This is a genomic window from Phyllobacterium sp., from assembly GCF_037994425.1.
GTDB lineage: Bacteria > Pseudomonadota > Alphaproteobacteria > Rhizobiales > Rhizobiaceae > Phyllobacterium.
Genome location: NZ_JBBNAM010000074.1, coordinates 1 through 21,631, shown reverse-complemented (window position 1 = coordinate 21,631; position 21,631 = coordinate 1). Strand labels below are relative to the sequence as shown.

The following is a 21,631-nucleotide window of genomic DNA, read 5'->3' as shown; positions in this document are numbered from 1 at the left end:
ATGCGCAGGAGCAGCTCGCATTCCATGCGCCAACTTTGAAGCAGTCGATGGGAGAAAGAATGCCAGAACAGAAATCAAGCTACGGGTATGAGGAGCTTCTTGCCTGTGCCCGCGGAGAGATGTTCGGCCAAGGCAATGCCCAGTTGCCGGCACCGCCCATGCTGATGTTTGACCGCATCACCGAGATTTCTGAGACAGGCGGCGAAAACGGCAAGGGCTACATCCGCGCCGAGTTTGATATCAAGCCCGACCTCTGGTTTTTCCCGTGCCACTTCATCGGTGATCCTGTCATGCCCGGTTGCCTCGGGCTCGATGCCATGTGGCAATTGACGGGGTTTTACCTCGGTTGGCTGGGCGAACCCGGCAAGGGCCGCGCCCTCTCCACCGGCGAAGTCAAGTTTACGGGCATGGTCACGCCCAAGACCAAACTTGTCGAATATGGCATCGACTTCAAGCGCGTCATGCGCGGTCGTCTGGTCCTCGGCATTGCCGATGGCTGGCTAAAAGCCGACGGCGAAACTATCTATAAGGCAACTGACCTGCGGGTTGGCCTGTTCAAGGAAAGCGCGGCCTGAGCCTTCGGCCAGCGCAACACCTTAGAGGCCAATATGGCCGGAAAAGACTCTAGGAGATCGCGATGCGGCGAGTGGTTGTGACGGGCATGGGTATCGTGTCCTCTATCGGCAATAACACGCAGGAAGTGCTCGAATCCCTGCGGACTGCAAAGTCAGGAATTGTCTTTGCCGAGGAATATGCGAAGCGTGGGTTCCGTAGCCAGGTTCATGGCGCCCCGACACTTGATCCCTCGACGGTGGTTGATCGCCGCGCCATGCGTTTTCATGGTGGCGGCACCGCGTGGAACCACGTTGCCATGGATCAGGCGATTGCCGATGCCGGCCTTGACACCGACCTGATTTCCAACGAACGCACCGGCATCATCATGGGCTCCGGCGGCTCGTCCACCCGCACCATTGTCGAATCGGCCGAAAAGACCATCGAATCCGGCTCGAGCAAGAAGGTCGGGCCCTTCGCGGTGCCAAAGGCGATGTCCTCCACCGCTTCGGCAACGCTCGCCACCTGGTTCAAGATCAAGGGTGTCAATTATTCCATCTCATCTGCCTGTGCGACGTCCAATCATTGTGTCGGCAATGCCTTTGAAATGATCCAGTACGGCAAGCAGGACATGATGTTCGCCGGGGGCTGCGAAGACCTCGACTGGACCCTGTCCGTGCTTTTCGACGGAATGGGTGCCATGTCGTCGAAATTCAACGATCGTCCTTCGGTGGCCTCGCGGGCCTATGACAAGAACCGCGACGGCTTCGTTATTTCCGGCGGCGCCGGCGTTCTCGTCCTTGAGGAACTGGAGCACGCCAAGGCACGCGGTGCGAAGATCTATGGTGAGATCGTTGGCTATGGCGTCACCTCCGACGGCGCCGACATGGTCGCGCCGAGCGGCGAAGGCGCGGCGCGCTGCATGCGCATGGCGATTGCCAATGTCAAAGGGCCGATCGACTATATCAACCCGCATGCCACCTCGACGCCAGTCGGCGACCTCAAGGAAATCGAGGCCATTCGCGAGGTCTTCGGGTCGGGGAACGAATGCCCGCCGATCTCGGCGACGAAATCGCTGACGGGCCACTCGCAAGGCGCAACGGGCGTGCACGAGTCGATCTATTCGCTGCTGATGATGAAGCACGATTTCATCGCCGAGAGCGCCAATATCGAAGAGATCGATCCGGCCTTCGGCGATATGCCCATCGCGCGCAAGCGCATCGACAATGTCAAACTGAACACGGTCCTGACCAACTCCTTTGGATTTGGCGGCACCAACGCTTCGCTGGTTTTCCAGCGTTATGAGGGGTAGAGCATGGGTGATCTGATGAAAGGCAAGCGCGGTCTCATCATGGGGGTCGCGAACAGCCATTCCATTGCCTGGGGAATTGCCAAGGAACTTGCAGAGAACGGGGCCGAACTTGCGTTCACCTATCAGGGTGAGGCCTTTGGCAAGCGCGTCGCGCCGCTCGCGGAACAACTCGGGTCGAAACTACTATTGCCCTGCGATGTGGAAGACATTGCCACGGTGGACGCCGTGTTCGAGACGCTGGAAAAGGAATGGGGCTCGCTTGATTTCGTCGTACACGCCATCGGCTTTTCGGACAAGGCGCAGCTCAAGGGCCGCTATGCCGACGTGACGACGCGGGACAATTTCAGCCGCACCATGGTTATCTCCGCCTATTCCTTCACGGAAGTCGCCCAGCGTGCCTCCAAGCTGATGAAGGACGGCGGCTCGATCCTTACGCTTACCTATGGCGGTTCGACGCGCGTCATGCCGAACTACAACGTGATGGGCGTCGCCAAGGCCGCACTCGAGGCCATGGTGCGTTATCTGGCCGCCGACTACGGTCCGGAAGGCATTCGCGTGAATGCGATCTCGGCCGGTCCTGTCCGGACGCTTGCGGGCGCCGGCATCGGCGATGCACGCGCCATGTTCTCCTACCAGAAGCGCAATGCCCCTCTGCGGCGCACCGTCGATATTGAGGATGTCGGCCGCTCGGCACTCTATCTTCTCTCCAACCTTTCCAATGGCGTTACCGGCGAAATCCATTACGTGGATTCGGGCTACAACATCGTGTCCATGCCGACGCTCGAAGAATTGAAGAAATCGGACGACAGCAAGGAATAGCAGGATTCAAGGTCATTGAAGGGCCATCGGCGGCAGTGCGTCAACGGCCGTTGTTGTTTCAAGCGCTACTTTTTCGCTTCGATAATCTTGTAGCCGGCATCGTCCTGGAGCGGCGTCACCGAGCGGAAGAGCGCGTTGAGACCCGCCTCATAGGGCATTTGCCGATTGGCAACGAGAAGCAGGCGGCCGCCCGGTTTCAACCGCTTGGCCGCGACCGCGATAAATCCCTGCCCCATGGTCGGATCGGCGCTACGGCCCGCATGAAAGGGCGGATTCATGACGATCGTATCGTAAATGTCTGAAATCGGTTCCCGATTGACGTCGTGCCAATGGAAGCTGACGGGGATTTCAGCGGGCGCGACAACATTCTGCCTTGCCGCTTCCAAAGCCTCGAAATCGGCTTCATAGAGCGCCAGTGACTTCATTTTTTCGCGATGGCCGAGCAGTTCGCTGGCAAGGTAGCCCCAGCCAGCACCGAAGTCCGCGACATGGCCGCCGATCCGTCCTTCAAAATGGGCGGCAAGCAGGGCCGAACCCTTGTCGATTGCCGTATGAGAAAACATGCCTGGCCCGGTGACGTACCGGCCTTCGAGACGCGTTGGCTCAGATTTGAGGGCTTCAAGGCGCTCACTGTCCAACCGTTCCGGACGTGTCAGCCAGAAGGCGACCGCGTGGTGTTTGGAAAGCCTATCCGTGACGGGCGCCAACGTCTCCACCGTCTTGCGGAAGCTGTCGACGCCGAGCTTCTTGTCACCCGACACAACGATCGTGCCCCCTGGCTTCACATGGTCAAATGCCTGCGCGAGCCAGGCTTCGTTGCGGCCGCGATGTTTCCCGATCAGAATCAGCGCACCATCGAAGACATCCGAACTCTCCAATCGGGGAACGGCGTTGAAACCAGCTTTTTCAAGGTCGAGAAAATCCGGCCTGAAGGGCTGCAGACAGCTGAGGATATCGCGCCATGCGCCCTCGCTATCGCGGTTCGCTTCGGCACCCAGAAACAGCCACCTCTCGCCCCCGGGAATGGGCAGGATTTCATCTTCAAAGGGTAGAAAAAGCGTCTTGAGTGCGCCGTCGGTCATCGCCGTGTCCACCTAATCTCAAATTCAATTCAAGAAAAAAGCGCGCCACAGGGGCGCGCTTTTCAATTGTCTTCGCTCAAAATTTACTCTGCGTCTTCTTCCGCAGTCTTCTTTTCCTGAACGATTTCCTTGCCGGTTTCCTGATCGACGACCTTCATCGACAGGCGAACCTTGCCGCGCTCGTCAAAGCCCATGAGCTTGACCCAGACCTTCTGGCCTTCCTTGACCACATCGGAGGTCTTCGCAACGCGCTCGGAAGCAAGCTGGGAAATATGGACCAGGCCATCGCGCGGACCGAAGAAGTTGACGAATGCGCCGAAGTCGGCGGTCTTGACGACCGTGCCTTCGTAGATCTCGCCGACTTCCGGTTCTGCAACGATCGAATGGATCCACTTGCGTGCAGCCTCGATCTCCTTGCCGGAGGAAGATGCAATCTTCACCGTGCCGTCGTCTTCGATGTTGATCTTCGCGCCGGTCTTTTCGACAATTTCGCGAATGACCTTGCCGCCCGAGCCGATGACATCACGAATCTTGTCGGTCGGAATGTTCATGACTTCGATGCGTGGTGCGAACTCGCCGAGTTCCGAACGGCCTTCGGTGATGGCTTTGGCCATTTCGCCGAGGATATGGACGCGGCCATCCTTGGCCTGAGCCAGGGCGACCTTCATGATCTCTTCGGTGATGCCGTCGATCTTGATATCCATCTGCAGGGCGGTGATGCCACCTTCCGTACCGGCAACCTTGAAGTCCATGTCGCCGAGATGATCTTCGTCACCGAGGATATCGGAAAGAACTGCGAACTTTTCGCCTTCGAGGATCAGGCCCATCGCGATGCCGGCAACCGGACGCAGCAGCGGAACGCCCGCATCCATAAGCGCCAGCGACGTGCCACAGACCGTTGCCATCGACGAGGAACCGTTCGATTCGGTGATCTCGGAAACCGTGCGCAGCGTGTAAGGGAACTGTTCCTTGGCCGGAAGCACCGGATGGATCGCGCGCCAGGCGAGCTTGCCATGGCCGATTTCGCGGCGGCCGGGCGAACCCATGCGTCCTGTTTCACCGACCGAATAGGGCGGGAAGTTGTAATGGAGCATGAACGTTTCTTTGTACATGCCGGTCAGCGAGTCGACATACTGTTCGTCTTCGCCGGTGCCGAGCGTGGCGACAACAATCGCCTGCGTCTCGCCACGGGTGAACAGGGCCGAACCATGCGTGCGCGGCAGGATCCCGACTTCCGAAACGATCGGACGAACCGTCTTCAGGTCGCGGCCGTCGATGCGGCTGCCCGTATCGAGAATGTTCCAGCGAACGATCTTGGCCTGAACCGACTTGAATACGGTTGAAATTTCCTCAGCCGAGAATTCCGGCTCTTCAACGCCTTCCGGGAAGAAATGCGCCTTGACCTTGGTCTTGGCGGCATCAACAGCGGCATAACGCTGCTGCTTATCAGTGATCTTGTAAGCAGCGCGCAGATCGTCCTCGGCGATCTTCAATACTGCCGCTTCGACGGCCGAAAGGTCGTCGGAGACGAAATCGCGGGGTTCCTTGGCCGCAACCTCGGCAAGCTTGATGATCGCTTCGATCACCGGCTGGAAGCTGCGATGACCGAACATCACGGCGCCGAGCATGACGTCTTCAGCAAGTTCCTGAGCTTCCGATTCAACCATCAGAACAGCTTCGCCGGTACCGGCAACGACGAGGTCGAGCTTGGATTCGACCATTTCGTCGACCGTCGGGTTCAGCTTGTACTCGCCGCCGATGTAGCCCACGCGTGCGCCGCCGATCGGGCCCATGAAGGGAACGCCGGAGAGCGTGAGAGCAGCCGAAGCGCCGATCATCGAGACGATATCCGGATTGTTTTCGAGGTCATGCTGGATGACGGTGAGGACAACCTGCGTGTCGTTCTTGTAGCCATCGGCAAAGAGCGGGCGGATTGGGCGGTCGATGAGGCGTGAAACGAGGGTTTCGTTCTCGCTCGGACGGCCTTCACGCTTGAAGTAGCCACCCGGGATCTTGCCGGCGGCATAGGTCTTTTCCTGATAGTTGACCGTAAGCGGGAAGAAGTCCTGGCCGGGCTTCGGTTCCTTGGCGGAAACGACGGTGGCGAGCACTACGGTTTCACCGTAGGTGGCCAAAACGGCGCCGTCGGCCTGACGGGCGATCTTGCCGGTTTCAAGAATGAGCGGACGACCGCCCCATTCGATTTCGACTCTGTGTTGATTAAACATGTCTTGTCCTTCAGTGGAAGAAACCGCGCGCCCTTTGGTGCAGCAATCTTCTTCCGTTTCGTTTCAGACCAATCACGGGCAAGACAACGTGCAACTCCCCAAGCCGAGTTGCCTGCAATCCTGCCCCATGATCTGTCTCATGGTAGTCTCACCCCGCAAAGGGATGAGAAGAACCGGCGGCGCATGAGCGACCGCCGGTTCAGTCTGTTAGCGGCGCAGGCCGAGCTTTTCGATCAGCGTCTGGTAGCGCTTCTCATCAACCTTCTTGAGATAATCGAGAAGGCTGCGGCGCGTCGAGACCAGCTTGAGCAGACCACGGCGGGAATGATTATCCTTCTTGTGGTCCTTGAAATGCTCGGTCAGGTTGACAATGCGCTCAGTAAGAACAGCAACCTGGACTTCCGGAGAACCGGTATCGCCTGACTTGGTCGCATATTCGGAGATCACTGCCTGCTTGCGTTCAGCGGTAATCGACATCGTATATCCTTTCTTTTGAAGGGAAAACGGGATGCCCACGGCCGGGATGTCGTCCAGCGGGGGCCGGTTAAAGCGAGAGCAATGCTTGTCGCTGGGGGCCGTATAGTCGAAAATGCCGCAAATTACCAGCCGCAAATGATTCTGGGCGATACGGCTGCGCAACTGGCCGAATGAACCCGGCAGCAGCTAGGCCACAAACACACGCTTCGGCTTGAACTGGCCCTGCTCGATGAACCCGATTGCCAGCAACTTGCCTCTGCTTGTGACGCAAGCTTCATCCGCCTCGACAGGCGCGTCGCGGCCGCGAAGGATAACTGGATTACCCATGCGGATTCGATGGGCCTGATCGTCAGAGACTGCGACCTGCGGCAGGCAGTCGAGCGCCGCGCTCGTTTCGATGAGGAACGCGTCCATTACCGCAAACCGCTCGGCGATCGCCTGGTAGGATTGCTCGCCCGCCTCTTCGCCTTCAGGCACCGGCGGATGCGTCGCTTCAAGTTCGGCAAGCGTAACGAAGTCCTGCTCGTCGAAGGGCGCGACTTCGATGCGGCGCAGATCCGAAATATGGCCATAGCAGCCAAGGTCACGCCCCATGTCGCGTGCGAGCGAACGTACATAGGTGCCCTTGCCGCACTCGACTTCGAAAATAGCTGTCGATTCGTCGGGCCGCTCGATGAGTTCCAGCCGGTCGATCTCGACTTCACGGGCGGGGATATCGATCTCCTCGCCACCGCGCGCGAGATCGTAGGCCCGCTCGCCAGCGATCTTGATTGCCGAGAATTTTGGCGGAATCTGTTCGATTACTCCGGTGTATTCAGGCAGGATGGCCTTGATCGCTGCCTCGTCCGGACGATTGCCCGATGTCAGCGTCACTTCGCCTTCAAGATCGTCGGTCGTGCGCTCGGCGCCCCAGGTTACGGAAAACCGATAGACTTTCGTTCCGTCCATGACATAGGGAACCGTCTTCGTCGCTTCGCCAAGGGCAATCGGCAACATGCCGGAGGCAAGCGGATCGAGCGTGCCCGCGTGTCCCGCCTTCTCGGCCTTGAACAGCCATTTGATCTTCGAAACGGCCTCGGTCGAGCCCATGCCCTTCGGCTTGTCGAAAATCAGCCAGCCGGAAACCGGACGGCCTTTCTTCTTGCGCTGTCTTGCCATCTCAGTCGTTACCGTCGTGTCCGGGAACGTCACCGGGATTGGGTTCGCCGCCATCATCGTCGTCATCGTTCTGAAGGTCGCGGGTCACTTCTGGTTTGCGCAACAGCGCATCGATCTTCGCGTAGTTGTCGAAGCTCGTATCGATGCGGAAGCGGAATTCCGGCATATACTTCATCTGCTTCAGATAAGGCGCGGCCCGGCCGCGAATGAACTTGGCGCTTTTGTTCAAGGCGCTAATGACACCATCGGTGTCAGTGGCGCCAACCGGCGACACAAAGCAGGTCGCAATCTTCAAATCCGGAGACATCCGCACTTCGGAAATGGCGACAACGGCATTTTCAAGGGTCGGATCGCGGACCTCGCCGCGCTGAAGTACCTGCGCAACCGCATGACGCACCTGCTCGCTCACGCGCAACTGCCGTTGAGAGGGACCCGATGATGCAAAACGAGACATAATAATCTTATCCAATGACGATAACGGACCGCCGGTTTTCATTCCGGCGGTCCTGTCAATCATAACAGAGACGCTTTTACAGCGTGCGGGTGACGTGCTCGACGCGGAAAGCTTCGATCGTATCGCCTGCGCGAATATCGTCGTAGTTCTCGAACGCCATGCCACATTCCTGGCCCGCCGGCACTTCGGAAACCTCGTCCTTGAAGCGCTTGAGCGTCTTGAGCTTGCCTTCGTGGATGACAACGTTGTCACGGATGAGGCGCACGCCCGCACCGCGTTCAACCTTGCCTTCCGTAACACGGCAACCGGCAACCTTGCCAACCTTGGTGATGTTGAAGACTTCGAGAATTTCCGCGTTGCCGAGGAAGGTCTCGCGCCGTTCAGGCGACAGAAGACCCGACATGGCCGCCTTCACATCATCCACGAGATCGTAGATGATATTGTAGTAGCGGATTTCGATGCCTTCGCGTTCGGCAAGGTCGCGTGCCTGCTTGTTCGCACGCACGTTGAAGCCGATAATCGCCGCATTGGAGGCCTCGGCAAGCGCAATGTCGCTCTCGGTGATACCGCCGGCACCCGAGTGGATGACGCGGGCACGCACTTCGTCGGTTCCGAGCTTGTCGAGCGCTCCGGCAATGGCTTCGATCGAGCCCTGCACGTCGCCCTTGATCAAGAGCGGGAACTCCTTCTGGCCTGATACCTGCAACTGGCTCATCATCTGCTCGAGCGAACCGCGCGAGCCTGCCTGCTTGGCCACTGCCTTTTCACGGGCAAGGCGAGTGCGGTACTCGGAGATTTCGCGCGCCTTGGCTTCGTTCTCGACAACGGCAAAACGATCGCCTGCCTGCGGCGGACCTTGCAGACCAAGCACTTCCACCGGCGTTGCAGGTCCCGCTTCCTTCATGTTCTCGCCGCGATCGTTGACCAGCGCGCGAACGCGGCCCCACTCGCTGCCAGCAACGATGATGTCACCAGGATGCAACGTACCCTTCTGGACGAGCACGGTGGCAACCGAGCCACGGCCGCGCTCAAGCTTGGCCTCAATGACGACGCCCTCGGCCGTACGATGCGGATCGGCTCTCAGGTCGAGAATTTCGGCCTGGAGCAGAATGGTTTCGAGCAGCTTGTCGAGGCCTGCGCCCGTCTTGGCCGATACTTCGACATCCAGCGTCTCACCGCCCATCGATTCAACGAACACTTCATGCTGGAGCAGGCCATTGCGAACCTTCTGCGGATCGGCAGAGGGCTTATCGATCTTGTTGATCGCCACGATGATCGGGACATGGGCCGCCTTGGCGTGATTGATCGATTCGATCGTCTGCGGCATGACACTGTCATCCGCGGCGACGACGAGGATCGCGATGTCGGTCGCCTGAGCGCCACGCGCACGCATTGCCGTAAAGGCGGCGTGGCCAGGCGTATCAATGAACGTGATCTTCTGGCCGTTCTGCTCGACCTGGTAGGCCCCGATATGCTGGGTAATGCCGCCAGCTTCGCCGGAGACGACGTTTGCCTGACGGATGGCATCGAGGAGCGAGGTCTTGCCGTGGTCGACGTGACCCATGATGGTGACAACCGGCGGGCGCGGTTCAAGCGCTGCAGCGTCATCCTGCACATTGAAGATGCCCTCTTCGACGTCGGATTCGGCAACGCGGCGAACCGTGTGACCGAATTCCTCGGCGATGAGTTGAGCCGTATCGGCGTCGATCAGATCGCCGGGCTTCATCATCTGGCCTTCCTTCATCAGGAACTTGATGACGTCGACTGACCGCTCGGCCATACGCTGGGCAAGCTCCTGGATTGTGATGGTTTCCGGCAAGATGACTTCGCGCGCGATCTTTTCACGCGTTTCCTGCTGCATGCCGCGCTTGAACTTCTCCTGGCGGCGACGCATCGCGGACAGAGAGCGGTTGCGGCCCTCGTCATCGAGTGCTGAACCCAATGTGAGCTTACCACGGCGTCGTTCATCCTCGCCTTTGACGACCTTCGGCGCGCGAACTTCCGGCTTGACCGGCGTGGCGCCGCCACCGCGGCGGACCCCTGCAGGACCACGACGTTCATCCTCCTCATCGGAAGCATTGGCCTTGCGGACCGGTGCCTTCGCCGCATCATCGGCGGTTTTGAGCTCTGGCTGGCGCTTGCGCGATTCCTCTTCAGCCTTCTGCTTGGCCTCGGCCTCCTTGCGGATACGTTCTTCCTCCTCCGCCTGGCGGCGCGCGGAATCTTCACGCTCCTTGGCGCGGAGCGCCTCTTCTTCGGCACGGCGTGAAGCTTCGAGCGCGGCCTTGGCGCGATCCTCGGCATCACGGGCCTTCGAGCCTTCCAGAGCCTTGCGGCGTGCTTCAAGTTCGGCGCTCGAGAGCGTATTCAGTACCATTCCCGAACGGTCGCTCGGACGCTGACCCGAAGGACGATAGGGCTGCTGGCCGGAAGGACGCTGCTGCGGCTGGGCAGGACGGACGCCGGGCTGAGCAGCGGCCGGCGCTGGTGCGGCCGTCGCGGCGGGGCGCGGTACAGCCGCAGGCGCGCTCACTGGCGCTGGCGCAGGCTGGGCGGCCGGGCGGACCTGTGTGGGAGCCGGTGACGGCGTTGGTGCGGCAGCAGGAGGCGCGACCTCCGGCTTATGGTCCGGAAGATTAAACTTGCGCTTCTTGGTTTCAACCACAACAGACTTCGTCCGCCCATGGCTGAAGTTCTGGCGCACCGTGCTCTGTTCAACGCCGGGCCGCTTCAGGGTCAGGGTTTTCTTATTGACGCCAAGCGTCTTGTCGTCTGTTGATTTCGTATCGCTCATTCCGTTTCCGTTTCCTTCGCGGCAAATGCCGCTTTAGCGACGGCCTGATCCTCGGGGCCACCGCGAAAATGCTGAAGCAACCAGGCTCGCTTAACGAACCCGGCAGCTGCCATTCCCTTGAGTACGGCAGCATGTATCACATTTACCCCGCCCAATGCCAAATCCATTTCACTGCTTTCAAACAATGAAAGAGCGGGTATTTCCGGTCCGCCCGCATAAACTACCGAACGGCGGGCCTGGTCAAGCTTGCGAACACCATCTTCCGCCGCTTCGTGGGCATGAAGAACGAGTTCGGCAGTACCGTTGCGGATGGCGGCGTCGACTTTTGCCGCCCCTGTTACCACAACCCCGGCCTTGCGCGCCAACCCAAAACTTCCGAGCGCGAATTTTGCGAGCATCCGGTCGACGACCGCTCCGAAATCATCGGGCACGACCACGCTGCTCTTCAATGCGCGCGGAAAAAGCTTGCGCTTGACCGCTTCATCCACATGGCGGCGCTCGGCTTTCACCCAGCACCCCCGACCGGGAAGGTTGCGCTTCAAGTCGGCGACAACCGTTCCGTCGGGGCCGGCAACAAACCGGATCAAGTCATCGACAGAACCGCTTTCACGCGTGACAATGCACGTCCTGTCGTTCATTTCCGGTTCCACGCCTCGACCGCCCTTCAACAATTCCGCATGATCCTCCCGAAAAGTCATGCAACTTTCGGGACCGCAGGTCAGCTGGCAACCTCTTCTTCGGAAGTGGCTTCCGCTGCCTCTTCCGAGACGAGATCCTCTTCCGTGATCCAGCCTGCCTTCAGACGCGCAGCAAGAACCATCTGCTCCACGTCAGCGCGGCTGACATCGAACTGCGACAGGATGCCAGGGTAGTTGACGGTCTCGCCATCCTTGCGCTCGCGCCAACCGGTCAGTTCGTCGACCGCGTAACCGGCGAAATCCTCGACCGTCTTGACACCGTCTTCGCCGACCGCGACGAGAATGGCATTTGTCATTCCCGGCAGGTCGCGCAGTTCGTCGGCAACACCAAGTTCCTTGCGGCGGGCATCCCGCTCTTCTTCGATGCGGGCGAGATATTCTTGGGCGCGCTGTTGAATCTCTGTAGCTGTGTCTTCGTCGAAACCATCGATCGAGGAAATATCGTCGCTATCGACGTAGGCAATTTCCTCGACGCTGGCGAAGCCCTCGGAAGCCAGAACCTGACCCACCATTTCATCGACGTCCAGCGCTTCCATGAAGAGGTTCGAACGTTCGACGAATTCCTTCTGGCGACGTTCGGATTCTTCCTGCTCGGTGAGGATGTCGATATCCCAGCCGGTCAACTGCGAGGCAAGGCGGACATTCTGGCCACGACGACCGATCGCAAGGGATAGTTGGTCATCCGGGACCACAACTTCAATACGTTCGGCATCTTCATCGAGAACGACTTTCGCAACTTCGGCCGGCTGCAGCGCATTGACGATAAAGGAAGCGGGCTCTGGCGACCACGGAATAATGTCGATCTTCTCGCCCTGCAATTCGCCGACGACCGCCTGAACACGTGAACCGCGCATACCGACGCAGGCGCCGACGGGATCGATGGACGAATCGCGCGAAATGACGGCGATCTTGGCGCGCGAGCCCGGATCGCGGGCGACGGACTTGATTTCGATGATGCCGTCATAAATTTCCGGCACTTCCATGGTGAATAGCTTTGCCATGAATTGCGGATGCGTGCGGCTCAAGAAAATCTGCGGACCGCGCTGCTCACGGCGTACGTCGTAAACATAGGCGCGGACGCGGTCGCCGTAGCGGAACGTCTCGCGGGGGATCAATTCGTCGCGGCGGATGATAGCTTCGCCACGGCCGAGATCGACGATCACATTGCCGTACTCGACACGCTTGACGCTGCCATTGATGATTTCACCAACGCGATCCTTGTATTCGTCATACTGCCGGTCGCGCTCGGCTTCGCGCACCTTCTGAACGATGACCTGTTTGGCGGACTGTGCAGCAATGCGGCCGAAATCCATGGGCGGCAGCTGATCGGCGAGAAAGTCACCGACCTGCGCATCGGGGTTGCGGTCGCGCGCCGCGTCCATACCGATCTGCGTGACCGGGTCTTCTACCGCGTCAACCACTTCGAGCAGACGCTGCAGCTTGATCTCGCCGGTCTTGGCGTTGATATCGGCACGAATGTTGGTTTCCTGGCCATAGCGCGAACGGGCGGCTTTCTGGATGGCATCGGCCATTGCCGCAATGACGATCTCGCGGTCAATCGACTTCTCGCGCGCCACCGCATCGGCGATCTGCAGAAGTTCTAGCCTGTTAGCACTGACTGCCATTTTCTTCTCCTTGGGTTCACCGCCGCGCTTCTCCCGCTGGCGCATGAAAGATCAATTCTGTTTTGTTGGTTCCTGGTCGGCGACGGGCGCCTCATCGCTTTTATCGAGCGAACCGGCGCCGTCATCGGCAATACGGCCTTCACGAAGATCCTTGTCGCGGCGCAGCGCATCGCGAATAAGGTCGTCGGTCAGTGTCAGCCGCGCATCGGCAATCAATTCGAAGGGGATTTCAACGATCGGACTGTCGCCGTAGCTCGCCTGGTCGCTCTCCACGGTTACCGCTTCGTTCGAGATCGTGCCGATGCGGCCACGGAATTTCTTGCGTCCTTCGTGAACCGCTGACGTATCAATTTTGACAATATGGCCCGCCCATGTGGTGAAATCCGACTTGCGCACCAACGGGCGATCAATGCCCGGCGACGAAACTTCCAGATGATAGTGCCGGTCGATCGGATCCTCGACATCGAGCACCGGCGACAATGTGCGGCTTACGAGTTCGCAATCCTCGACGGTCATGGTACCGTCATTGCGCTCGGTCATGATTTGCAGGGTTAGGCCGTTGAGGCCCGTCAGACGGACCCGGACCAGCCGGAAACCTATGGAAGCGAGCACTGGCTCAATGATACCGGCAACACGGGCATCGATCCCGGTTTCGGTAATGATCCGCTCGTCGGTTGCGTCATTCACTGCCGCTTCCTGTTGTGTATTGGCGCTTGTCGTCACGCAGAAATTTTCCTTGTTTCGGCCCTAAGAAACAAAAAAGAGCGGGACCGGTCTGGACCCACTCCTGTTCTATCGACCAAGAATATGGCTTCTATATACCGAATTGCCGTTAAGGTTTCAAGCGTAGAGACGAATTTCGTCCTTCGGTTCGTGGTGGCAAGGTTCGCAATGCATTTTCGCATGGCTGCCTTGCGCATATGGACCTAACACCTGCAGGTCATCGCTCCTATCTTTGTTGCATCGCAGCATGGATGCGAGAAGGATGAAAAAAATGACCACGAAATACACATCTAACAAGATCGGCCGCTTCTTCAACGTTTGGGGCAGCGCCATCGCCGTAGCATCGGCAACGCGTACCGGTTACCAGCCCGCCGCATCGGATTTGCGCGCGCTCGGCATCGATCCGGTTCAGTTCAGCGCGATCCACCGGAACTAATCCCGGCGGATCATCGATGAAGATCAGTCCTCGTTTGCCGCGAGGGCTGAAAGGACCTTCCCCTTGCCGCGTGCCCGCATGATGAGCGGTACGACGACGGCGCAGACTGCAAGCAGAAGCAGAATCACCGCAATCGGCGAGTGAACGAGGACGGTTGGATCGCCCTGGCTGATGGCAAGGGCGCGGCGCAGTTGCTGCTCTGCCATCGGTCCAAGAATCAGCCCGACCACGACAGGTGCAATCGGATAGCCGAAAAGGCGCAGTACATAGCCGAGTACGCCGAAGGCCAAAAGCATGCCCAACTCGAAGGTCGACGGGTTGGCGCCGATCGTGCCAAGCGTTGCGAAGACCAGAATACCTGCATAGAGCCAGTGCCTTGGGATCGACAAGAGCCGCACCCAGAGCCCGACCAACGGCAGGTTCAGAACCAGCAGCATGAAGTTGGCAACGAGCAGGCTGGCGATCAAGCCCCAGACGATCTGCGGATTATTTGCAAACAAAAGCGGACCAGGTTGCAGCCCGAACTGCTGAAAGCCGGCGAGCATGATCGCTGCAGTCGCGCTTGTCGGCAGACCGAGTGTGAGCAAGGGCACGAGTGTTCCAGCGGCTGAAGCATTGTTGGCGGCCTCCGGGCCAGCTACGCCTTCGATGGCGCCCTTCCCGAATTCTTCCGGCTTCTTTGCGAGCTGCTTTTCCACCGAATAGGACAGGAACGTTCCGATCTCGGCGCCGCCGGCGGGCATGGCGCCGATCGGAAAGCCGATGAATGTTCCGCGCAGCCAAGGCTTCCACGAACGCCCCCAATCCTCCCGGCTCATCCAGACCGACCCTTTGACCGGCTCAATCTTCTCTTCGCCTATACTGCGTGAGGCGGCAACACTCAGGGTTTCTCCGATGGCGAAGAGGGCGACTGCGAGTGTGGTCACTTCCACACCGTCGAGAAGGTCCGGAATGCCAAAGGCGAGACGGGCCTGTCCCGTCTGCAGGTCGATGCCGACCAGTCCAAGGGCAAGGCCGAGGAACAGCGCGGTTAGCCCCCTGAGAGTCGAATCGCCGAATGCAGCCGAAACGGTCATGAAGGCGAGAATCATCAGCGCGAAATACTCGGCAGGTCCGAACGACAACGCGAATTTCACGATCGTCGGCGCAATCAACGCGAGCGCCATCGTGGCGATGAACCCGGCAACAAAGGAGCCGATAGCGGCGGTTGCGAGAGCTGGACCCCCGCGTCCGGCCCGCGCCATCTTGTTGCCCTCGAGCGCCGTGACGATCGACGAGCTTTCACCCGGGGTGTTCAAGAGGATCGACGTGGTCGAGCCGCCATACATGCCGCCATAATAGATACCGGCGAACATGATCAGCGATCCACCCGGATCAAGCTTGTAGGTAACCGGCAGCAGCAGGGCCACGGTAAGCGCCGGTCCGATGCCGGGTAGCACGCCGACGGCCGTGCCAAGCGTTACACCGATCAATGCGTAGAGCAGATTGAGCGGCTGCATCGCGACGGCGAAACCGTTTGCCAGAAGGGTGAAACTATCCATAGCCGAACCTGCTTCTAAATGAGGCGTTCAAGGGGGCCCGCGGGCAGGGACAATTGCAGTCCCTTGGCGAATATGACCCAGATAACGAAAGACAGAACAATGCCGATGGGGATCGTCAGCCAAAGCGGCCCCTTGCCAAATCCACGTGCCGTTGCGGCAAACAGCAGACCTGTCGCGATGGCGAAGCCGGCAATGTGGAGAAGCAGCATTTGTGCCGCGAGGCCGCCGACAATCCAGACGATTGGCTGAACCTGCTGTTCTTCCCGTTCGGGAAAATCCCCACGAACCGCTTCGAATGCCGTCCATATGGCCAAAACGAAGAGGCATCCGGCGATGGCATAAGGAAACGCGCCTGGACCGATCCGGGTCGCGCTGCCGCCATGCGCGGTTGCAGTGCTGTAGACAATCACAGCCGCAATGACTGCCAGAACGGCCGCGATAACCAGCGCCGCCCGATCGGGGCGGCGCGCTTCGGAGCTCGGTGACTGCTGCGTCATTTTACGAGACCAATATCTTTCAGGATGGTCGAAGTTGCTTCTGTATCCTTTGCCAGCTGTGCCTTGAATGCGTCGCCGGCGAGATAGGTGTCCGCCCATCCCTTGGCCTTCAGCTGATCCTGCCAGCTCTTCGACTTCACCAACTTTTCGATATCGGCGTTGATAGCAGCTTCCTGTTCGGCCGAGATGCCTGGAGCGGCAGCAACCATGCGCCAGTTCTGGATCGCGACATCGACGCCGCCTTCCTTGAAGGTCGGGGCATCAATGCCTTCAACTTTCTGTTCGCTGGAAATGCCGATGATACGAAGCTCGCCGGCCTTGATCTGCGACTCGAATTCGCCGTAGCCGGAAATACCGACGGTTACCTGACCGCCGAGGATTGCCGCCAGGGCCTCACCGCCACCGGAGAACGCGATGTAGTTGACCTTGGTCGGATCGACACCGGCGGCCTTGGCGATGAGGCCTGCGGTGATATGGTCCGTACCGCCGGCCGAGCCGCCGCCCCACGATACCGAGCCCGGATCGGCCTTGAGCTTTTCAACGAGGTCGGCCATCGACTTGATCGGCGATGCAGCCGGTACCACCAGCGCCTCATATTCGCCTGTCAGGCGGGCAATTGGCGTGACCTGGTCGAGCGTGACGGGCGATGCATTGGTGAGGATGGCTCCAACCATGACGTAGCCGCCGACGATCAGCTGCGACGGATCTCCCTTGGCGGAATTTGCGAACTGGGCGAGGCCGATTGTTCCGCCTGCGCCCGGGACATTCACGACCTGAACGCTTCCGGAGATTTTTTCATCCTGCAGCGTCGTCTGCAATGTGCGTGCGGTCTGGTCCCAGCCGCCACCCGGCGCTGCGGGCGCCATGATCTTGTAATCGGCGGCAAAGGCCTGACCGGACAGGACTATCGCCCCGGCTGCGGCAAAAGCGAGCAATATTTTACGCATTATGTAATTCCTCCCATGATGGCTTCCAGCCATCTGCGCTTTTCGATCTCGAGGTCGCGGGAAGATATCGACAATCAGAACTTGAATCGGCGGTTAGCCAAATCCAATGCTCGACAATAAAAGCTGACAGCCTCCCAGCGGTCTCCTCACCGTCAAAATGATACTAGAAAACTGTCAGGAAGCTGTCACGCGAAATGCAGTCGCCGCTGGGCCTTTACCCTACTTACGGCCGTGCAAGGCTAAATCCGCAGGAAAGTAAGATAGGCGCCAACCCGGCCTTCCCGGTGCGCCTTCTGCTCGTAACGCGTCCCGGGCCAGGCCTCGTAGGGCGTATGCCAATCGGCCGAGGTCTCGGCCCGCCACTCGAACCCGCCATGTACCCGGCAATGCTGGAGCGTCCAGTTGACGTAGGTGTCAATATCTGAGGCAAACCGAAACTTGCTGCCGGGCTTCAAGACACGGGCAAAGCGGTCGAGATTTTTTTGACTGACGAAGCGCCGCTTCCAGTGTTTTTTCTTCGGCCACGGATCTGGATAGAACAGATCTATGCCGTCGATGGACGCCTCCGGCAGCCAGTCGAGAACCTGCGTGGCGTCATCGTCATAAAGGCGGATGTTCTGCAATGGCTCGTCATGGAGATCGACCACCAGCTTTGCCATGCTGTTGACGAATGGTTCGACGCCGATGAAGCCGGATTTCGGGTGCCGTCCCGCTTCGTGCAACAGATGCTCACCGCCGCCGAAACCGATTTCCACCCGGACGCGCTCGACCTCCGCGGTAAAAAGGGTGCGGAGGTCGGCGGGTGCGGGAGAACCAAGATCAAGCTTCAGCAGCGGCAACAGTTCGTCGCGGATGGCCCGCTGCATCGGGCGAAGCGTCTTTCCGGCCCTTCTGCCGAAGAATGCCTCGGTGGAACGCTCTCGCCTGGGCTCGGTCATGGTTGGATACACTGGCCGCTCAAACGGCCAGTGCTGACTTCAACTGCTTTGCCAGATCGGTCTTCTCCCAGGAGAAGGAACCATCGCGGCCGGGCTTGCGACCGAAATGGCCGTAGGCTGACGTCTTGGCGTAGATCGGCTTGTTGAGGTCAAGGTGCTTGCGGATACCCGATGGCGAAAGGTCCATGACCTTGCGCAGCGCGTCCTCAACCGCGTCTTCCTTCACCTTGCCGGTGCCATGCAGATCGACATAGATCGAAAGCGGCTGTGCAACACCAATCGCATAGGAAAGCTGGATCGTGCAGCGATCGGCAAAGCCGGCAGCGACGACGTTCTTAGCGAGATACCGGGCCGCGTAGGCGGCGGAGCGATCGACCTTTGTCGTGTCCTTGCCCGAGAATGCACCGCCGCCGTGCGGCGCCGCTCCACCATAGGTATCAACGATGATCTTGCGACCGGTCAGGCCAGCGTCGCCGTCGGGGCCGCCGATGACAAACTTGCCGGTTGGATTGATGTACCAGGCGCAATCGTCGGCGATCTTGAGATCGCCGAGCGCTTCGCGGATGTAGGGTTCGACGACCTTGCGGACCTTCTTCGAATCCCAGGTCTCATCGAGATGCTGGGTCGAAAGAACGATCTGCGTGGTCTCGGCGGCAACGCCGTCGATATAACGCACGGTGACCTGGCTTTTCGCATCCGGTCCAAGCTTGCCGGCATCGCCTTCACCCTTGTGGCGGGCAGCAGCAAGTATCTCGAGGATCTTGTGCGAGTAATAGATCGGCGCCGGCATCAAGTCCGGCGTTTCACGGCAGGCGTAGCCGAACATGATGCCCTGGTCGCCCGCACCTTCTTCGCCCTGGCGGTCAGCTGCGTTGTCGACGCCCTGAGCAATATCGGCAGATTGCGGATGCAGAAGGACGTCGATCTTGGCCGTCTTCCAGTTAAAGCCATCCTGCTCGTAACCGATATCGCGGATAGCGCGGCGGGCCGCTGCGCGAAAGCGGGATGGATTGATGACCGGGTGCCCCTTGGCATCCTTCACCACTTGGCCGTTCTTGTCTTTCTTCAACAGCGTGTCCGGAACACGCACTTCGCCAGCGATGACCACGCGGTTGGTGGTTGCGAGGGTTTCGCAAGCAATTCGCACAGTCCACGGATCAACACCCGTTTTCTTTGCCTCTTTGTAGATCATGTCGACGATTTCGTCGGAGATGCGGTCACAGACCTTGTCTGGATGTCCTTCCGATACGGACTCACTGGTAAAAAGATAAGAACTGCGTGTCACGGGGAACCCCTCTTGAAAGCAAACGATAGCCCTCCAGACCAAGTCCGGTCTGGGCCGCATAGTCTTTGCCAAGCCAAAGTGAATCAGTCAATTGCTTTCATTTTCAAACAAACGGGACACTGAGAATTTTTTTCCCGCCTGTGGGCTTCTGAGATGCCCGTTCCGCTTGTCGATGAAATCAATCTTCCTCTAAACCCAACGTGCGAACGAGATCGAGGATCTTGCGCCTCACCTTTGCATCGGTGATCTTGGCGAAAGCCCTGGCGAGCTGAATCCCTTCGGAACTGTTCAGCAGGCCGACGACATACGTTGTTTCGCTTTCCTCATCGAAACCCTTGGGTTTGTCATCCTGTCCGGGCATATCGTCGAAAAAGAAGGTGACGGGTACGTTGAGCACATTGCCGATTGCTTGCAAGCGGCTCGCGCCAACGCGGTTCATCCCCTTCTCGTATTTCTGAATTTGCTGGAAGGTTATTCCAAGGCTGTCGCCAAGTTTTTCCTGGCTCAAACCGATCATGTTGCGGCGCAATCGAATTCTTGCACCCACATGAACGTCTACTGGGTTTGGTCTCTTCTTATTATCGGACATGAAAATCTCATTCGTATGAAATGGAACTAAAAATGAATTTTATCATCAATGTATCAACGCACCAAATGAGGCATCATTGACAGGTCCGGGTCTGAAATGTCAACCAACCCTTGTCCTCTGGCGCAGAAAATACGCCAGCGCTGTAAGCAAAGCAAGCCCAAGCACAATCGGGAATTGCAGGTCGCGAGTGCGCTCACCTAAAGGTAGCGACAACTTTGTCGGGAGCGTCGCGTCCGCCACGCCAACGGCATCGAGCGCCAGCCCGTCGAGGATACGACCATAGGGATCGATGATCGCAGAAAGCCCGTTGTTTGCAGCCCGAATCATGGGCAAGCCCTGTTCGACCGCGCGCAATTGTGCCTGGCGGAAATGCTGATAGGGACCCGGCGTATCGCCATACCAGGCGTCGTTCGTGATATTGACGATTGCGTCGGCGCGCGGGCCGTCATAGGCCATTTCTGCGGGAAAGATCGCTTCGTAACAGACGAGCGGCAATATGTGGAAACCCTCCTTCACGGCCAGGGACCGACGTGTGGCGGCAGCAGTAAAACCGCCTGGCATCTCCACGACTTCGCTCACGCCCAGTCTGCGCAGGATATTCTCCATCGGAACGTACTCGCCGAAGGGCACGAGATGTACCTTGTCCGCAGCGCCGGTGATTTCGCCATCGCTGTTGATGGCATAGATCGCGTTATAGTAGAGAGGCTCTGCACCATCGCCTCTCTCCTCCATGCGCGCAGCTCCGGCAAGCAGGATCTGGCCATCGTCCAGCGTATCTGCAATCGCGCTCAGGACCTCGGGTGTCTGAGGCAGGATATACGGAATGGCGGTTTCGGGCCAGACGACTACCTGAGGCTTTGCCTTGCCGTCCCTCGGTGCTTGGGCCGTCAGGGCAAGATGCTTGTCGAAAATGCCGCGCCGTGCTTCGGCATCCCACTTCAAATCCTGTGCAATCGAAGGCTGGACGATGCGAACCTGAGGTCCCTTCGCGTCGACCGTCGCGGTCGACAACCGATAAGCGCCAAAACCGACATGCGCTAAGACGAGGAGAAGTGCGAGCACAAGACCGCTCTTCAGGTCGCGCCGGCCCGAAAGCAGGGCCGGCATGGCGAAGACGATCACGGCGAGCACATTCATGGCCAAGAGGCCGACGATCACCGATGACTGCATGAGCAGCGGTACCGGCATCGCTGCATATCCAATTGCGTTCCACGGAAATCCGGTAAGGACAAAGGAGCGCAGCCATTCTGCAACGCCGAAACCGACGGCCAGCGCGAAGATTCGTCCGAGCCCGTCACTCCACAAGAGGCGGGCAATCGCCGTCGCAAGAGCATAGAAAATCGCGAGAACGGCAGGCAGGCCGAGTATGGCAAAGGGCACGGCCCAGGCGAAATTCTCCGCATCGACGAGGAGCGCATTGCCGATCCACCAAAGACCAAGCACGAAATAGCCGAAGCCAAACCACCAGCCAACCAT

At 59.0% G+C, this 21,631-nt stretch carries 19 protein-coding genes and 1 pseudogene; 4 read left to right on the top strand and 16 right to left on the bottom strand.

Annotation, left to right across the window (positions count from 1 at the left end; genetic code table 11):
- Window positions 1–59 precede the first annotated feature (59 nt).
- The 3 genes from fabA to fabI all read left to right on the top strand — a co-directional run bounded on the left by fabA (window position 60) and on the right by fabI (window position 2,683).
- Window positions 60–575 (top strand): 3-hydroxyacyl-[acyl-carrier-protein] dehydratase FabA, encoded by a 516-nt coding sequence (fabA, locus tag AAAB35_RS05700; protein WP_027230465.1) that lies wholly within the window; start codon window positions 60–62, stop codon window positions 573–575.
- 62 nt (window positions 576–637) lie between these two features.
- The gene (gene fabB, locus AAAB35_RS05695) at window positions 638–1,864 is read left to right on the top strand and encodes a beta-ketoacyl-ACP synthase I (RefSeq protein ID WP_340667250.1); all 1,227 of its coding nucleotides are present in this window, start codon (window positions 638–640) and stop codon (window positions 1,862–1,864) included.
- Window positions 1,865–1,867: 3 nt separating this feature from the next.
- A complete protein-coding gene (gene fabI / locus AAAB35_RS05690) occupies window positions 1,868–2,683 on the top strand; it encodes an enoyl-ACP reductase FabI (protein WP_340667249.1) in 816 nt (271 codons plus the stop codon).
- A gap of 65 nt (window positions 2,684–2,748) precedes the next feature.
- Here the strand turns inward: fabI and AAAB35_RS05685 are convergent, their stop codons facing one another.
- The 9 genes and pseudogenes from AAAB35_RS05685 to rimP all read right to left on the bottom strand — a co-directional run bounded on the left by AAAB35_RS05685 (window position 2,749) and on the right by rimP (window position 13,922).
- Complete coding sequence (locus AAAB35_RS05685) at window positions 2,749–3,765, bottom strand: class I SAM-dependent methyltransferase (protein ID WP_340667248.1); 1,017 nt, start codon at window positions 3,763–3,765, stop codon at window positions 2,749–2,751.
- A gap of 83 nt (window positions 3,766–3,848) precedes the next feature.
- Window positions 3,849–5,993: a polyribonucleotide nucleotidyltransferase gene (gene pnp, locus AAAB35_RS05680; RefSeq protein ID WP_340667247.1), complete on the bottom strand. Its 2,145-nt coding sequence runs from the start codon at window positions 5,991–5,993 to the stop codon at window positions 3,849–3,851.
- 207 nt (window positions 5,994–6,200) lie between these two features.
- A pseudogene (gene rpsO, locus AAAB35_RS05675) lies at window positions 6,201–6,574 on the bottom strand (30S ribosomal protein S15).
- An 82-nt stretch (window positions 6,575–6,656) separates the two neighbouring features.
- Window positions 6,657–7,628 carry a tRNA pseudouridine(55) synthase TruB gene (gene truB / locus AAAB35_RS05670; protein ID WP_340667251.1) on the bottom strand — a complete coding sequence of 324 codons (972 nt, stop codon included), beginning with the start codon at window positions 7,626–7,628 and terminating at the stop codon, window positions 6,657–6,659.
- Between the two features lies 1 nt (window position 7,629).
- Window positions 7,630–8,082 carry a 30S ribosome-binding factor RbfA gene (gene rbfA, locus AAAB35_RS05665; RefSeq protein WP_340667246.1) on the bottom strand — a complete coding sequence of 151 codons (453 nt, stop codon included), beginning with the start codon at window positions 8,080–8,082 and terminating at the stop codon, window positions 7,630–7,632.
- Window positions 8,083–8,158: 76 nt separating this feature from the next.
- Window positions 8,159–10,876: a translation initiation factor IF-2 gene (gene infB / locus AAAB35_RS05660; RefSeq protein ID WP_340667245.1), complete on the bottom strand. Its 2,718-nt coding sequence runs from the start codon at window positions 10,874–10,876 to the stop codon at window positions 8,159–8,161.
- Complete coding sequence (locus AAAB35_RS05655) at window positions 10,873–11,574, bottom strand: RNA-binding protein (protein WP_340667244.1); 702 nt, start codon at window positions 11,572–11,574, stop codon at window positions 10,873–10,875. Before AAAB35_RS05655 ends, infB begins: the two co-directional genes overlap by 4 nt.
- Before the next feature lie 20 nt (window positions 11,575–11,594).
- Complete coding sequence (nusA, locus tag AAAB35_RS05650; protein WP_340667243.1) at window positions 11,595–13,199, bottom strand: transcription termination factor NusA; 1,605 nt, start codon at window positions 13,197–13,199, stop codon at window positions 11,595–11,597.
- 51 nt (window positions 13,200–13,250) lie between these two features.
- Complete coding sequence (gene rimP, locus AAAB35_RS05645) at window positions 13,251–13,922, bottom strand: ribosome maturation factor RimP (protein ID WP_340667242.1); 672 nt, start codon at window positions 13,920–13,922, stop codon at window positions 13,251–13,253.
- 271 nt (window positions 13,923–14,193) lie between these two features.
- On the opposite strand from rimP, the gene AAAB35_RS05640 reads away from it, so the two are divergent.
- Window positions 14,194–14,358, top strand: a complete 165-nt coding sequence (locus AAAB35_RS05640; RefSeq protein ID WP_340667241.1) for a hypothetical protein — start codon at window positions 14,194–14,196, stop codon at window positions 14,356–14,358.
- Between the two features lie 23 nt (window positions 14,359–14,381).
- On the opposite strand, the gene AAAB35_RS05635 is transcribed toward AAAB35_RS05640, so the two are convergent.
- From AAAB35_RS05635 to lnt, 7 genes are all read right to left on the bottom strand, one after another.
- Window positions 14,382–15,899, bottom strand: a complete 1,518-nt coding sequence (locus AAAB35_RS05635) for a tripartite tricarboxylate transporter permease (RefSeq protein WP_340667240.1) — start codon at window positions 15,897–15,899, stop codon at window positions 14,382–14,384.
- Between the two features lie 14 nt (window positions 15,900–15,913).
- Window positions 15,914–16,396, bottom strand: a complete 483-nt coding sequence (locus AAAB35_RS05630) for a tripartite tricarboxylate transporter TctB family protein (protein WP_340667239.1) — start codon at window positions 16,394–16,396, stop codon at window positions 15,914–15,916.
- A complete protein-coding gene (locus AAAB35_RS05625) occupies window positions 16,393–17,343 on the bottom strand; it encodes a tripartite tricarboxylate transporter substrate binding protein (RefSeq protein WP_340667238.1) in 951 nt (316 codons plus the stop codon). Before AAAB35_RS05625 ends, AAAB35_RS05630 begins: the two co-directional genes overlap by 4 nt.
- 239 nt (window positions 17,344–17,582) lie before the next feature.
- Entirely contained in the window at window positions 17,583–18,281 is a 699-nt protein-coding gene (locus tag AAAB35_RS05620) for a tRNA (guanine(46)-N(7))-methyltransferase TrmB (RefSeq protein ID WP_340667237.1), read from the bottom strand.
- Between the two features lie 19 nt (window positions 18,282–18,300).
- A complete protein-coding gene (gene metK / locus AAAB35_RS05615; protein ID WP_340667236.1) occupies window positions 18,301–19,566 on the bottom strand; it encodes a methionine adenosyltransferase in 1,266 nt (421 codons plus the stop codon).
- Between the two features lie 178 nt (window positions 19,567–19,744).
- Window positions 19,745–20,155 (bottom strand): helix-turn-helix domain-containing protein, encoded by a 411-nt coding sequence (locus AAAB35_RS05610; RefSeq protein ID WP_027230482.1) that lies wholly within the window; start codon window positions 20,153–20,155, stop codon window positions 19,745–19,747.
- Window positions 20,156–20,254: 99 nt separating this feature from the next.
- A partial coding sequence (lnt, locus tag AAAB35_RS05605) for an apolipoprotein N-acyltransferase (RefSeq protein WP_340667235.1) occupies window positions 20,255–21,631 on the bottom strand: 1,377 nt, incomplete at its 5' end.